This window comes from Mycobacterium zoologicum, from assembly GCF_020181635.2.
Lineage (GTDB): Bacteria > Actinomycetota > Actinomycetes > Mycobacteriales > Mycobacteriaceae > Mycobacterium > Mycobacterium zoologicum.
The window spans coordinates 21,511-34,320 of the sequence record NZ_JAYJJS010000029.1 but is presented as its reverse complement, the minus strand read 5'-3'; the positions used below and the strand labels follow the sequence as shown (position 1 = coordinate 34,320).

15 protein-coding genes are annotated in these 12,810 nt (G+C 69.2%); 2 read left to right on the top strand and 13 right to left on the bottom strand.

Translation table 11 applies throughout. The features are described 5' to 3' along the window. Nucleotides 1–3: 3 nt before the first annotated feature. The 10 genes from K6T84_RS19505 to hisD all read right to left on the bottom strand — a co-directional run bounded on the left by K6T84_RS19505 (nucleotide 4) and on the right by hisD (nucleotide 8,345). On the bottom strand, nucleotides 4–1,032 hold the full coding sequence (locus tag K6T84_RS19505; protein ID WP_224860373.1) for a coiled-coil domain-containing protein: 1,029 nt from the start codon (nucleotides 1,030–1,032) through the stop codon (nucleotides 4–6). Nucleotides 1,033–1,194: 162 nt separating this feature from the next. Next, the gene (locus tag K6T84_RS19500; RefSeq protein WP_224860375.1) at nucleotides 1,195–1,911 is read right to left on the bottom strand and encodes a M protein; all 717 of its coding nucleotides are present in this window, start codon (nucleotides 1,909–1,911) and stop codon (nucleotides 1,195–1,197) included. A gap of 37 nt (nucleotides 1,912–1,948) precedes the next feature. Further along, nucleotides 1,949–2,302: a phosphoribosyl-AMP cyclohydrolase gene (hisI, locus tag K6T84_RS19495; protein ID WP_224860377.1), complete on the bottom strand. Its 354-nt coding sequence runs from the start codon at nucleotides 2,300–2,302 to the stop codon at nucleotides 1,949–1,951. Continuing rightward, nucleotides 2,299–3,093 carry an imidazole glycerol phosphate synthase subunit HisF gene (gene hisF, locus K6T84_RS19490; RefSeq protein WP_224860379.1) on the bottom strand — a complete coding sequence of 265 codons (795 nt, stop codon included), beginning with the start codon at nucleotides 3,091–3,093 and terminating at the stop codon, nucleotides 2,299–2,301. The genes hisI and hisF overlap by 4 nt, the downstream gene beginning before the upstream one ends. A gap of 1 nt (nucleotide 3,094) precedes the next feature. Continuing rightward, entirely contained in the window at nucleotides 3,095–3,910 is an 816-nt protein-coding gene (locus K6T84_RS19485; protein WP_224860381.1) for an inositol monophosphatase family protein, read from the bottom strand. An 8-nt stretch (nucleotides 3,911–3,918) separates the two neighbouring features. Then, nucleotides 3,919–4,647 (bottom strand): bifunctional 1-(5-phosphoribosyl)-5-((5-phosphoribosylamino)methylideneamino)imidazole-4-carboxamide isomerase/phosphoribosylanthranilate isomerase PriA, encoded by a 729-nt coding sequence (gene priA, locus K6T84_RS19480; protein WP_225402009.1) that lies wholly within the window; start codon nucleotides 4,645–4,647, stop codon nucleotides 3,919–3,921. A 20-nt stretch (nucleotides 4,648–4,667) separates the two neighbouring features. Further along, nucleotides 4,668–5,282 carry an imidazole glycerol phosphate synthase subunit HisH gene (gene hisH, locus K6T84_RS19475; protein ID WP_225400114.1) on the bottom strand — a complete coding sequence of 205 codons (615 nt, stop codon included), beginning with the start codon at nucleotides 5,280–5,282 and terminating at the stop codon, nucleotides 4,668–4,670. Beyond that, complete coding sequence (hisB, locus tag K6T84_RS19470) at nucleotides 5,279–5,887, bottom strand: imidazoleglycerol-phosphate dehydratase HisB (RefSeq protein WP_225400115.1); 609 nt, start codon at nucleotides 5,885–5,887, stop codon at nucleotides 5,279–5,281. Before hisB ends, hisH begins: the two co-directional genes overlap by 4 nt. Beyond that, nucleotides 5,884–7,017, bottom strand: coding sequence for a histidinol-phosphate transaminase (locus tag K6T84_RS19465; RefSeq protein WP_224860387.1), 1,134 nt, complete (start codon nucleotides 7,015–7,017; stop codon nucleotides 5,884–5,886). The genes hisB and K6T84_RS19465 overlap by 4 nt, the downstream gene beginning before the upstream one ends. Next, the gene (gene hisD, locus K6T84_RS19460) at nucleotides 7,014–8,345 is read right to left on the bottom strand and encodes a histidinol dehydrogenase (RefSeq protein ID WP_224860389.1); all 1,332 of its coding nucleotides are present in this window, start codon (nucleotides 8,343–8,345) and stop codon (nucleotides 7,014–7,016) included. The genes K6T84_RS19465 and hisD overlap by 4 nt, the downstream gene beginning before the upstream one ends. 109 nt (nucleotides 8,346–8,454) lie before the next feature. On the opposite strand from hisD, the gene K6T84_RS19455 reads away from it, so the two are divergent. Beyond that, on the top strand, nucleotides 8,455–8,859 hold the full coding sequence (locus K6T84_RS19455) for a nitroreductase family deazaflavin-dependent oxidoreductase (protein WP_224860391.1): 405 nt from the start codon (nucleotides 8,455–8,457) through the stop codon (nucleotides 8,857–8,859). A gap of 24 nt (nucleotides 8,860–8,883) precedes the next feature. Next, entirely contained in the window at nucleotides 8,884–9,294 is a 411-nt protein-coding gene (locus tag K6T84_RS19450; RefSeq protein WP_225400116.1) for a nitroreductase family deazaflavin-dependent oxidoreductase, read from the top strand. 8 nt (nucleotides 9,295–9,302) lie between these two features. Here K6T84_RS19450 and nadC read toward each other — a convergent pair whose 3' ends face one another. The 3 genes from nadC to nadA are packed head-to-tail and all read right to left on the bottom strand — an operon-like array spanning nucleotide 9,303 to nucleotide 12,786. Next, on the bottom strand, nucleotides 9,303–10,163 hold the full coding sequence (nadC, locus tag K6T84_RS19445) for a carboxylating nicotinate-nucleotide diphosphorylase (protein ID WP_224860395.1): 861 nt from the start codon (nucleotides 10,161–10,163) through the stop codon (nucleotides 9,303–9,305). Beyond that, nucleotides 10,160–11,737: an L-aspartate oxidase gene (locus tag K6T84_RS19440; RefSeq protein ID WP_224860397.1), complete on the bottom strand. Its 1,578-nt coding sequence runs from the start codon at nucleotides 11,735–11,737 to the stop codon at nucleotides 10,160–10,162. The genes nadC and K6T84_RS19440 overlap by 4 nt, the downstream gene beginning before the upstream one ends. After that, the gene (nadA, locus tag K6T84_RS19435) at nucleotides 11,734–12,786 is read right to left on the bottom strand and encodes a quinolinate synthase NadA (protein ID WP_224860399.1); all 1,053 of its coding nucleotides are present in this window, start codon (nucleotides 12,784–12,786) and stop codon (nucleotides 11,734–11,736) included. Before nadA ends, K6T84_RS19440 begins: the two co-directional genes overlap by 4 nt. Nucleotides 12,787–12,810 lie beyond the last annotated feature (24 nt).

The following is a 12,810-nucleotide window of genomic DNA, read 5'->3' as shown; positions in this document are numbered from 1 at the left end:
GGATCAGGCCCCGGCTGTGTCTTCTGCGGCCGGCTCCGGCTCGTCGGCGACCTCGATCAGCTGGCGGCTGTCTCCGACGGCGCTGTCGATCCAGTTCCGGATCTCGTTGAGGTGAGTAACAATCCCGGAGCGCTCCCGCACCAGCATGTCCACTTCGTTCTGGGTGCGCTCGGTGAGGGTCTTCGCCTCGCGCTGGGTGGTCGCGATCAGCGCGGACGCCTCCAGGCGAGCTTCCTTGTCGAGCTTGGCGATGGTCTCCTCGGCCTGTTCCCAAGCCGACTTCATCTGCTGGTCCAACCGGCGCTGCGCCTCGCGGCGATTGCGCTCGTCCTCCTCCCAGGCAAGCTTGATCTGCTCGTCGAGGGCTTCCTGGGCGGCGCGACGGTTGCGCTCGTCTTCCTCGGCGAGCTTCTGGTAGACCTCGCGCCGGTTGCGTTCGGCGTCCTCGATCTCCTGGGCGATCCGGCCGCGCTCCTCATGGGCGATCCGCAGGATCTCCTCGGCTTCGACCGTGGCGGCTTCCAGGATCTTCGCGCGACGGGTGTTGGTCGAGGCCTGGAACTCGGCCAGGGCGTCGCTGGCGGCCGCCCGGTCATGGCGGGCCGCCTCCAACTGCTCGCGCAGCTCGCCGGTCAGCGATTCAGCGTCCTGGCGGGCCAACTCCTTGGTGCGGCGGGCCTCTTCCGAGGCGATCCGCATCATCCGGGCGATGCGATCCGACATCCCCTCGACGGAATCCACCGGACCGGTGACCTGCTCGAACTGCTTCCGCAACTGGTCCAGTTCGGCGGTGAGCCGCTGGCGCTCCGCGTCGGCGTCAGCGGTCATGCGCACGATGTCGTTCTGCAACCGGCCGACTTCGGCGGTCAGCTGCTCGCGATCGAAACGGGTCTGGGCCTTCGCCGCGTCGAGGGATTTCGCCTGATCCTGCAGGATCTCGATTTCGTGATGCAGACGAGAAATGTAGTCCGAAACCTCATTACGGTCGAAACCGCGCATCTGCGTTTCGAATTCCGGAATTTCCAGCGCCATTGGCCTACTCCTCGCAGCTGACTTGTTCGGTCTCGCCCGACAACCAGCGTTCGACCGAGTTGGCTTGTGCGCGAGACCAAATGGGCCGACTCGGCTCAGGTCGCCGTGCGACGCAGCGTATCAAACCTACGCCCAGGGCGGCCAAATTCGCGGCAAAGTACCTCAGTGCGGCCGATTTTCGCGGAACCAGGACTCTTTTGCCGGAGGGAGCGTTTCGCGATTAACTTGCACGGTCGAACGCTGGATCTGGTCCACGATCTTTGCCCGGGCGTCCATCAGTTCGGTGAGCCGCTGATGCGCGTCGGTCACGTGTGTGTTGATGGCCTCGTTCATTTCGGTCAGGATCTCCGAAGCGTGGTTCTCGGCTTCCTTCATGATCTCGGCGGCACTCATCACCGCCTGCCGGCGAAGTTGTGCGGCATGAACCCGCAACTGCTTGTGCTGGGTCTCCAGTTCGGCCCGCAGCTCGGCGGCCTCGCGGCGTTGCGCCTCGGCGTCCTTGAGAATCAGCGCGGCCTCGTTCTCGGCGGCGGTGCGCAACTGGTCGGCGAATCGCTGGGCTTCACCCCTGATGTCGTCGGCTTCTGCCATGGCACCCTTGAGGATTCCGGACAGTCGGTCGCTGAGGTCCACGATGTCTCCGGGGATGGCCGACGCCAGTTCGTTGAAACGTGCCGACGTCGATTCCAGGTTCGCCTGTGACTTGCTCAACTGGTTGGTCAGCGCCACGATCCGCGAGCCGGAGCGCGGTAGGTGCGCTTCGATGTCACTGACCGTACCGGTCGCGTAGTGCTCGTCGATATGCTGCGAAACCCGCTCCAGCTCGAAACTCGCAGGCGTGTGATCCAGCGGGTAGTCGTCCTGTTCGTCGGGGTTCACAGTCGGCCAGCATACCGCCCGACCGTGCGGCGACAGTTCAATCCGCGCGAGGCAACAACACGTCGGCGTCGAAACAGCTGTGGTCGCCGGTATGACAGGCGCCGCCGGCCTGATCCACTTCGAGCAGCACCGTATCGCCGTCACAGTCCAGCCGCACCGAATGCACATACTGGGTGTGTCCCGACGTCGCACCCTTGACCCACTGCTCGCCTCGGGAGCGTGAATAGTACGTCGCCTCACGGGTCGCCAGGGTGCGCGCCAGTGCGTCGTCGTCCATCCAGGCGACCATCAGTACATCTCCGGTGCCCCGCTCCTGGGCCACCGCGGCGATCAGTCCGTCGGCATTTCGCTTGAGCCGCGTGGCAATCGCCGAATCCAGCTGGTAGCTCATCGAACTGTGATCCCTTCGGCCGCCATCGCCGCCTTGACCTGCCCGATCGTCAACTCCCGGAAGTGAAACACGCTGGCCGCCAGCACCGCATCGGCGCCGGCCGCAACTGCGGGTGCGAAATGTTCGGCCGCGCCGGCTCCCCCACTGGCGATCACCGGGACACTCACCGCCGCGCGCACCGCCCGCAACATCGGCAGGTCGAAACCCGCCTTGGTTCCGTCGGCGTCCATCGAGTTCAGCAGGATCTCCCCGACGCCCAGCTCGACGCCGCGCACCGCCCACTCGACCGCGTCGATCCCGGTGCCCTTCCGGCCGCCGTGGGTGGTGACCTCCCAGCCCGACGGTGTGGGAGCAAGCCCGTTCGGCCCAACGGGCGCAGTGCGGGCGTCGACCGACAGCACGATGCACTGCGAACCGAAGTGGCGGGACAGCTCGCCCAGCAGTTCCGGCCGGGCGATCGCCGCGGTGTTCACCGACACCTTGTCGGCGCCGGCCCGCAGCAGTACGTCGACGTCGGAGACGGTGCGCACCCCACCGCCGACGGTCAGCGGGATGAACACCTGATCGGCGGTGCGCGCGACCACCTCGAGCATGGTGGCCCGGCCCGACGACGACGCCGTGACGTCGAGGAACGTCAGTTCGTCGGCGCCCTCGGCGTCGTAGGCCGCCGCCAGTTCCACCGGATCACCGGCATCGCGCAGGTTCGCGAAGTTCACGCCCTTGACGACGCGCCCGCCGTCGACGTCCAGGCACGGGATGACCCGCACCGCCACATCGGTGCCGTGCGCCATCTCAGTAGTCCTCCGGTGCGCCGACGGCGGCCAGGATCTCGAGGATCTCGGCGTGCACACCCGGCGCGGCGGCCAGCGCAGCATGCGACTGTGCGGTCCACGGTTGGCCCGCCAGGTCGGTGACGATCCCGCCGGCCGCCCGGACCAGCGCGACACCGGCGGCGTGGTCCCAGATGTGGTCGCCGAAGCTGACCGCCCCGCCCAGGACACCGTCGGACACGTGAGCCAGATCGATTCCGGTGGCGCCGTACATCCGGGTCCGCGACGTCACCCGGCTCAGTCCTTCCAGCACCGCCAACCGGTAGCGGCCAGGCAGACGTCCGCGCCACTCCACGTTGAAGGTGCCCAGGCCCACCAGGGAGTCGGCCAGCGCGGAGTTCTCCAGCACCGGCATGGCCACCCCGTTGCGCGTCAACGGCCCGTCGACCACGGCGCTGTAACGCTGGCCGAGGAACGGCAACCAGGTCAGGCCGGCGACCGGTTCGCCGTCGCGCAGCAGGCCCAGCAGGATCGCCGCCAACGGCGAACCGGCGGCGTAGTTGAATGTCCCGTCGATCGGATCGAGCACCCACACCAGGTCGGAATCGATCGGCGGTCCGCCGAACTCCTCACCGTGCACGCCGATTCCGGTTGCCGACTGCAAGGCTTCGGTGATCTGACGTTCCAGCGCCAGGTCCACTTCGGTGGCGAAGTCGTTGCCGGCCTTGCGAACTGCCGATGCGGCGCGGTGTCCGGCGACGAAAGGCTTTGCCGCGACATCGAGGATCGTGGTCGCCTCGGCGACCAGGGCTGACAGATCCGCGGTGTCCAGCGCCACGCCGGGCCTTACCCCTGCACCGCGGTCAGTGCCTGCGGCAGCGTGAACCGGCCCGCGTAGAGGGCCTTTCCGACGATGGCTCCTTCAACGCCGCGGCCGGTCAGGGTGGCGATCGCACGCAGGTCGTCGATGCTGGACACCCCGCCGGAGGCGATCACCGGGATGGCGGTGCGGTCGGCGACCTCGCCGAGCAGCTCCAGATTGGGCCCGCCGAGGGTGCCGTCCTTGGTCACGTCGGTGACCACGAAGCGTGAACACCCTTCGCGGTCAAGGCGTTCCAGCACCGGCCACAGCTCACCGCCGTCGGTCTCCCAGCCGCGTCCGCGCAGCCGGTAGGCACCGTCAACGATCTGCACGTCCAGGCCGACCGCCACCTGCTCCCCGTGCTCGGCGATGGCCCGGGCGCACCACTGCGGATTCTCCAGCGCGGCGGTCCCCAGGTTGACCCGGGCACAGCCGGTAGCCAGAGCCGCCGCCAACGACTCGTCGTCGCGGATGCCGCCGGACAGTTCGACTTTCACGTCCAGTTGACCGACGACCTCGGCCAGCAGTTCGCGGTTCGAGCCGCGGCCGAACGCGGCATCGAGGTCCACCAGGTGAATCCACTCGGCGCCATCGTTCTGCCAACCCAGCGCGGCATCCAGCGCGGAGCCGTATTCGGTCTCGCTGCCGGCCTTGCCCTGCACCAGACGCACCGCACGTCCCTCGACCACGTCGACGGCCGGCAACAGGATCAGAGCGTTGTTCGCCGATGTACTCACAGTGCCTCCACCCAGTTCCTCAACAGCGTCGCCCCGGCATCCCCGCTCTTCTCCGGGTGAAACTGGGTGGCGGCCAACGGTCCGTCCTCGACAGCCGCCAGGAACGGTACCTGATGGGTTGCCCGGGTCAGCAAAGCCTCGGGGCGTCCTTCCCAGCGTTGCGCGGCGTAGGAGTGCACGAAGTAGAACCTGGTGTCCGCGTCGAAACCGCGGAACAGCGTGCTGCCCGGTGCCGCGTCGACGACGTTCCAGCCCATGTGCGGGATCACCGGTGCGTCCAGTCGGGTGACCGCACCCGGCCACTGGCCGCAGCCTGCGGTGTCCACCCCGAACTCGACGCCGTGGGCGAACAGGATCTGCATCCCGACACACACTCCCAGCACCGGCCGCCCGGCCTGCACCCGTTCGTCGATGATCTTGTCGCCGTGCACCTTACGAAGCCCGGCCATGCAGGCGGCGAAGGCCCCGACGCCCGGCACCACCAGGCCGTCGGCGGCCGCGGCGGCGTCGGCGTCGGCGGTCACCTCGACGGCCGCGCCGACCCGCGCCAGGGCGCGTTGCGCCGAGCGCAGATTCCCGGACCCGTAGTCCAGGATCACCACCGACTTCACAGAGTGCCTTTGGTGGACGGCACCCCGGTCACCCGGGGGTCGGGCTCCACCGCTTGGCGCAGTGCGCGGGCAACCGCCTTGTACTGCGCCTCGGTGATGTGATGCGGGTCGCGCCCGTAGAGCACCCGCACGTGCAGCGCGATACGCGCATTGAAGGCCAGCGTCTCGAACACGTGCTTGTTGATCACGGTGTGGTAGGGCACCTTTGATCCGGCAATGGTGGTGTGCGCCAAGTGATCCGGCTCCCCGGTGTGCACACAGTAGGGCCGCCCCGACACGTCGACAACGGCGTGCGCCAGCGTCTCGTCCATCGGGATGAAAGCATCGCCGAACCGGCGGATGCCCTTTTTGTCGCCCAGCGCCTCGCCCAGAGCCTGCCCCAGCACGATCGCGGTGTCCTCCACGGTGTGGTGCGCCTCGATCTCGACGTCCCCGCGGGCCCGCACAGTCAGGTCGAAGCTGGCGTGGCTGCCCAGCGCGGTGAGCATGTGGTCGAAGAACGGCACCCCGGTGTCGATGTCGACGACGCCGGTGCCGTCCAGGTCGAGTTCGACCGTGATCTCGGATTCACGGGTGGTGCGTGCCACCCGAGCGCGGCGAGTCATGAGGCTCCTAACGATTGGGCGAGTTCGGTGGTCACAAGTCGTTCACTGGCGGCAAGTAGTGCGTCGTTCTCCGCCGGCAGCCCGATGGTGGTGCGCAGGTATCCGGGTATGCCGACATCGCGGATGAGGACCCCGGTGTCGAGGTAGCGCTGCCACGCCGCGGGCGCCTCGGTGAACCGCCCGAACAACACGAAGTTGGCGTCACTGGGGATGACCCGAAATCCCATGCCCGCCAGCGCGGCACAGACTCGTTCCCGTTCGGCGATGAGCTTCGCGACGCTGCCCAGGGTGTCGTCGGCGTGCCGTAACGCGGCGCGGGCGGCCTCCTGGGTGAGCACCGACAGGTGATAGGGCAACCGCACCAGCAGCATCGCGTCGATCACCGCCGGCGCGGCGACCAGATAGCCGAGCCGGCCACCGGCAAACGCGAACGCCTTGCTCATGGTGCGGCTGACGATCAGCTTCGCCGGGTAGTCGGCGATCAGCCCGATCGCGGTGGGCTGCGAGGAGAACTCCCCGTAGGCCTCGTCCACGATCACGATGCCGGGTGCGGCGTCGAGCACCGCGCGCAGGTCATCGAGCGGAATGCTCTGCCCGGATGGGTTGTTCGGGCTTGTCACGAACACCACGTCGGGCTTGTGCTCGATGATCGCGGCGACGGCCACAGCCACGTCCAGGCCGAAATCCCCGGCCCGGTGGGCGGCCAGCCACCGGGTCTGGGTGCCATCGGAGATGATCGGGTGCATCGAGTACGACGGCACGAATCCGATCGCGCTGCGCCCCGGCCCGCCGAACGCCTGCAACAACTGCTGCAGGATCTCGTTGGAGCCGTTGGCCGCCCACACGTTCTGCGGCCCGACCTCGACACCGGCCACCCCGGACAGATACCCCGCCAGGTCGGCGCGCAGCGCCACGGCGTCCCGGTCCGGATAGCGGTGCAACTCGGCGGCGGCGGCACGCACCGAGCGGGCGACGTCGTCGATCAGGGCCTGGCTCGGCGGGTATGGGTTCTCATTCGTGTTCAGCCGAACGGGAACCTCCAATTGCGGTGCACCGTAGGGAGATTTGCCGCGAAGGTCGTCGCGCAGCGGCAGATCGTCCAGGCTGACACCGTCGCCGGGCCCGGTCATGACTCGAACCTGCGCCGGACGGCCTCGCCGTGCGAGGGCAGATCCTCGGCCTGAGCCAGCGCTATCACGTGACCGCTCACATCCTTCAGCGCTGCCTCGGTGTAGTCGATCACGTGGACGCCGCGCAGGAAGGTCTGCACCGACAGGCCACTGGAGTGGCGCGCGCTACCCGCTGTGGGCAGTACGTGATTGGAGCCCGCGCAGTAGTCACCGAGGCTGACCGGCGCATACGGACCTACGAAAATCGCTCCGGCCGAACGGATCCGGGCTGCCACGGCGGGAGCGTCGGCGGTCTGGATCTCCAGGTGTTCGGCGGCGTAGGCGTTGACCACCCGGATGCCTGCAGCCAGGTCGTCGACCAGGACGATCGCCGACTGCGGCCCGGAAAGCGCGGTGGTCACCCGCTCGCGGTGCACGGTGGTCGCCAGCTGCGCGGCCAGCTCGCGGTCGGTGGCATCGGCCAGTTCGGCACTGGTGGTGACCAGCACGCTGGCGGCCATCTCGTCGTGTTCGGCCTGGCTGATCAGGTCGGCGGCCAGGTGTGCCGGAGAAGCGGTGTGGTCGGCGAGGATCGCGATCTCGGTGGGGCCGGCCTCGGCGTCGATGCCGACCTGCGACCGGCACAGCCGTTTGGCGGCGGTGACGTAGATGTTGCCGGGGCCGGTGATCATGTCGACCGGTGCGAGTTCGGCGCCATCGGTATCGGTGCCGCCGTAGGCCAGCAGTGCCACCGCCTGCGCACCGCCGACCGCCCACACCTCGTCGACACCGAGCAGCGCGGCCGCAGCCAGGATCGTCGGGTGCGGCAGGCCCCCGAACCGGGCCTGCGGCGGGCTGGCCACCACCAGGGAGTCCACCCCGGCGATCTGAGCCGGGACGACGTTCATCACCACGCTCGACGGATACACCGCGTTGCCACCCGGCACGTAGAGGCCGACCCGCTCGACCGGCAGCCAGCGTTCGGTGACGGTGGCTCCCGGCGCCAGCGTGGTGGTGGTGTCGCTGCGACGCTGGTCGGCGTGCACCGCGCGAGCCCGGCTGATCGCCACCTCCAGGGCGGCCCGCACAGCCCGGTCGAGCTCGGCCAACGCGGTGTCCAGCGCCGCGGCCGGCACCCGGACGGCGTCCGGGCGCACCTGGTCGAAGGATTCGCCGAATTCCAGCGCCGCCGGGACGCCACGCTCGGCGACCGCCTCGACGATCGGACGCACCCGCGGCAGCACCGCCTCGACGTCGACACCGCCGCGCGGCAGGGCAGCACGAAGTGCGGCGGCGGACAAGTTCGCCCCACGCAGGTCGATGCGGGCCATCGCTTTCACGTGGACCATTGTCCCAGAACCGTTCAAGTCAATATCGCGGCGCATGGCCGTCGGAATCGCGCCCGATCGCGCCGGGGCTAGGCTGGTTTGTGTCGGCGATTGTGAGAGACGGAGTCGGATGGCCACCAGCGACCACCCCAAGAGCGTTCCCGGAGTGCCCTACATCTTCCCCGACTGGCTGGATTACCTGCAGCACAAGGTGGAGTCACCGCTGATCAAGCGGTTCCACCTGCCCGGATTCGCGGTGATCGAGCATCGGGGCCGCAAGTCCGGCAACCCGTACCGGACCGTGGTACGCGCGTTCTGCAAGGGCCCGAGGCTGGCGGTGATGCTCGGCCACGGCAAGGCCGACTGGGTCAGGAACGTGCTGGCCGCCGGCGAGGCCGACGTACAGCTGTTCCGGCGCAACGTACACGTCACCAACGTGCGGATCGTGCCGATCGGCGGGGACACCAGCGGCCTGCCGTGGATCACCCGTTTGGGGTCCCGATGGGTCGGGATACTGGTCGCAGACATCACCTGAACACTCACGAGGAACGGAGTACCTATGGCTGTCGACAAGAGTGCCGGCGGGGAGCCCAAGCTGCCGGTGGTGTTCCCGCCGTGGCTGGACCGGCTCCAGACGAAATACATGAACCCGGTGGTCAAGCCGTTGTCCCGGTTCCTTCCCGGCACGTCGGTGATCAAGCATCGCGGGCGCAAGTCCGGCAAGCCCTACGAGACGGTGGTGACGACCTACCGCAAGGGCGACGTGCTTTCGGTGGCGCTGGGCCACGGCATGGCCGACTGGGTCAAGAACGTGGTGGCCGCCGGGGAGGCCGACGTGCGGCTGTTCCGCAGTGAACTTCACCTGACCAATCCGCGGATCGTGCCGCCCGGCGCCGCCGACGCGTCACTGCCGTGGGCGGTGCGGCTGCAGAACCGCAAGGTGGCGGTGCTGGTCACCGATATCGTCTGAGAGGCGTCCTACATGTCCAGGCCGATGTCGAGTACCCGCACCGAGTGGGTGAGCGCACCCACCGCCAGGTAGTCGACACCGGTCGCGGCGTAGGCCGCGGCACTGTCGAGGCTGAGCCCGCCGGAGGACTCCAACAGCACCCCCGGTGCGCGCGCGTCGCGGCGCTGCACCGCCATCTGGGTCTGCCAGACCGGGAAGTTGTCCAGCAGCACCAGCTCGGGGTTCTCGGCGAGTACCTCGTCGAACTGTTCGAGGGAATCCACCTCGACCTCGCAGGGCACGTCGGGGGCGGCGGCGCGCACGGCCCGCAGCGCGGCGGCCACCGAGCCGGCCGCTGCGACGTGGTTGTCCTTGATCAGCGCCGCGTCGCCCAGGCCCATGCGATGGTTGGTTCCGCCGCCGACCCGCACCGCGTACTTCTGCAGGACACGCAGGCCCGGCAGGGTCTTGCGGGTGTCGCGGATCTGCGCGGGCGTACCGGCCACGGCGTCGACCCAGGCCGCGGTCGCGGTCGCGATGCCGGACAGGTGGCAGACCAGGTTGAGCATGGTGCGTTCGGCGGTCAGCAGGCCCTGGGTGTCGGCCTTCAGGCGCAGCACGACCGCGCCCGGCTCCAGGCGCTGCCCGTCGGCCACCCGGTCCAGCACGGTGTAGGCCTGCGGCCCGAGAACTTCGTCGAGCACCGCCACGGCGACGTCCACCCCGGCGACCACCCCGGTTTCCCGGGTGACCATCGCCGCTTCGGCGGTCACGCCCGTCGGCACGGTCGCCGTGGTGGTGACGTCGGGGCCGTAGCGCAGGTCCTCGTCGAGGGCGCGCGCGATGATCTGCCGGACCTCGGTGAGCTCGGCCGGCGACAGTGCGGTCATGACGCCACCGCGGCGGGTGCCTCGACCACGACGGCGTCGCCGAGCAGCCGGACGCTGGTGCTGCGGGCCTGATCGGGGTCGGCCGCCGAATACTCGCCGCGGTGGTGACAGCCGCGGCTTTCGGTGCGCGCCAGTGCCGTTCCGGCGACCACCCGAGCCACCAGTGTCAGCGCGGAGTCCTCGGCGCCCCGGCGGTCTGCGGCGAGCGGCTCATCGGAGGTGGACAGCAGCGCGATCAGCTCCCGCAGGCCCGCTGCGTCGCGCACCACCGAGGCGTCGCGGGACATCGCCTGCTGCAGGGTGTCCCGGTCCACGCCGACGTGCTCGGCGGGTCCGGGAACCGCGGCGCGCACCCGGCCGGACGTCACGGCGTGCCTCGCGGCGGCCGCACCTGCCCGGGCACCCACCACCAAGCCTTCCAGCAGGCTGTTGGAGGCCAGTCGGTTGGCGCCGTGCATGCCGGTGCGGGCCACCTCGCCGGCGGCGTACAGGCCCGGCAGTTCGGTGCGCCCGGTGACGTCGGTGACCACCCCGCCGCAGCTGTAGTGCGCGCCGGGGACCACCGGGATGGGTTGGGTGACCGGGTCGATGCCGGCGGCCCGGCAGGACGCGGTGACGGTCGGGAAGCGGCTCTCGAAGCCGTCGATGCCGCGGGCGTCGAGAAACACGCACGGGTCGCCGCTCTCGCGCAGCCGGGTGTCGATGGCCCCGGCCACCACGTCGCGTGGTGCCAGGTCCCCCATCGGGTGCACGCCATCGGTGACTCGGGCGCCGCGGGAGTCGATCAGGGTGGCGCCCTCACCGCGCACCGCTTCGGTGATCAGCGGCCGGCGGCCACCGGAGCCGGTGCCGGAGAACAGCATCGTCGGGTGGAATTGGATGAACTCCAGGTCGCTGACCGCCACTCCGGCCTGCAACGCCAGCGCCACCCCATCGCCGGTGGCACCGCCGGGATTGGTGGTGGCCCGGTACAGCTGGCCCAGGCCGCCGGTGGCCAACACCACCGACGGCGTGTGGATGACCCCGATGCCATCGGCGTTGGCCACCTGCACCCCGGTGACCACGTCGCCGTCGTGCAGGATCTGTAGAACGATCTGGCCCCAGCGGATGTCCAGTTCGGCAGCGGCCGCGTCGAGTGCGCGTTGCACTTCGGCTCCGGTCGCGTCTCCCCCGGCGTGAATGATGCGCCGCCGGTTGTGCCCGCCTTCGCGGGTCAGCGCCCAGTTCCCCTCGACATCGAGGTCGAATTGCGCTCCGGCGCCGGCTAATTCGGAGACAGCCCGGTAGCCGTCGGCCACGATCGAGGTGACTGCGTCGCGGTCGCAAAGCCCGCCGCCGGCCGCCAGGGTGTCGGCGACGTGGGCTGCCACGGTGTCGTCGTTGCCGGGCAGCACCACCGCGATCCCGCCCTGGGCGTAATGGGTCGCGGTCACCGCGTGGCCGGTGTCGGCCTTGCTGAGCACCACCACGTCCCGTCCGGCGCGGTGCGCGGCCCGGGCTGCCGACAGCCCACCGACCCCGGTGCCGATGACGACCACATCGGCCCGCTGTTGCCAGACGGGATCGGCGTTCACTTGCTGACCGGTACCGAATTGCCGATCGAGACCATGCGCTGCACGCTGCGCGCGGCCAGCCGGGCTGTCTCGGGGTCGACGTGGATCTCGTCGGCACCCTCGGTCAGGCTGCGCAGCAGGGCCGCCGGGGTGATCATCTTCATGTACTTGCAGGCCGCCTTGGAGTTGACCGCCTCGAAGTCGACCTCTGGCGCGGCTTTCTGCAGCTGGTAGATCATGCCGACCTCGGTGGCCACCAGGACTTTGCGTGCCTGGGTCCGCCGGGCCTCTTCGAGCATGCCGCCGGTCGACAGGATCTTCACCCGCTCCTCTGGGAAGTGCCCCTCACCGACCAGGTACAGCGCCGAGGTGGCGCACCCGCACTCCGGGTGCACGAACAGCTCCGCGTCGGGGTTCGCGCGCGCCTTCTCCTCCAACTCATCGCCGTTGATGGCGGCGTGCACGTGGCATTCGCCCGCCCAGATGTGCATGTTCTTGCGCCCGGTGACCCGCTGGACGTGCTGGCCCAGGAACTGATCGGGCAGAAACAGCACGTCGCGATCCGGTTCGATGGAGTTGACCACGTCAACGGCGTTCGACGACGTGCAGCAGTAGTCGGTGAGCGCCTTGACTGCCGCGGTGGTGTTGACGTAAGACACCACCACCGCGCCCGGGTGGTCGTCACGCCAGGCCTGCAGGTCCTCGGCGGTGATGGAGTCGGCCAGCGAGCAGCCCGCGCGGGCATCGGGGATCAGCACCGTCTTGTCCGGGGACAGGATCTTGGCCGTCTCGGCCATGAAGTGCACGCCGCAGAACACGATGGTGTCCGCGTCGGTGTCGGCGGCGATGCGGGCCAGGCCCAGTGAGTCGCCGACGTGGTCAGCGATGTCCTGGATGGGCGGCAACTGGTAGTTGTGCGCCAGGATCGTGGCGTTGCGCTCCTTTTTGAGCCGGAGGATCTCGGCCACCCACTCGTCGTCGGGCTCGATTCCGCTGTAGCCGGCCGGCGAATTGACGATGCGGTCTGCCAGCCTGCCGGCCTTCGCACCGGTGTCGGTGAGGGTGGTCATGCGCGACTCCTCTCGCGAATCAGG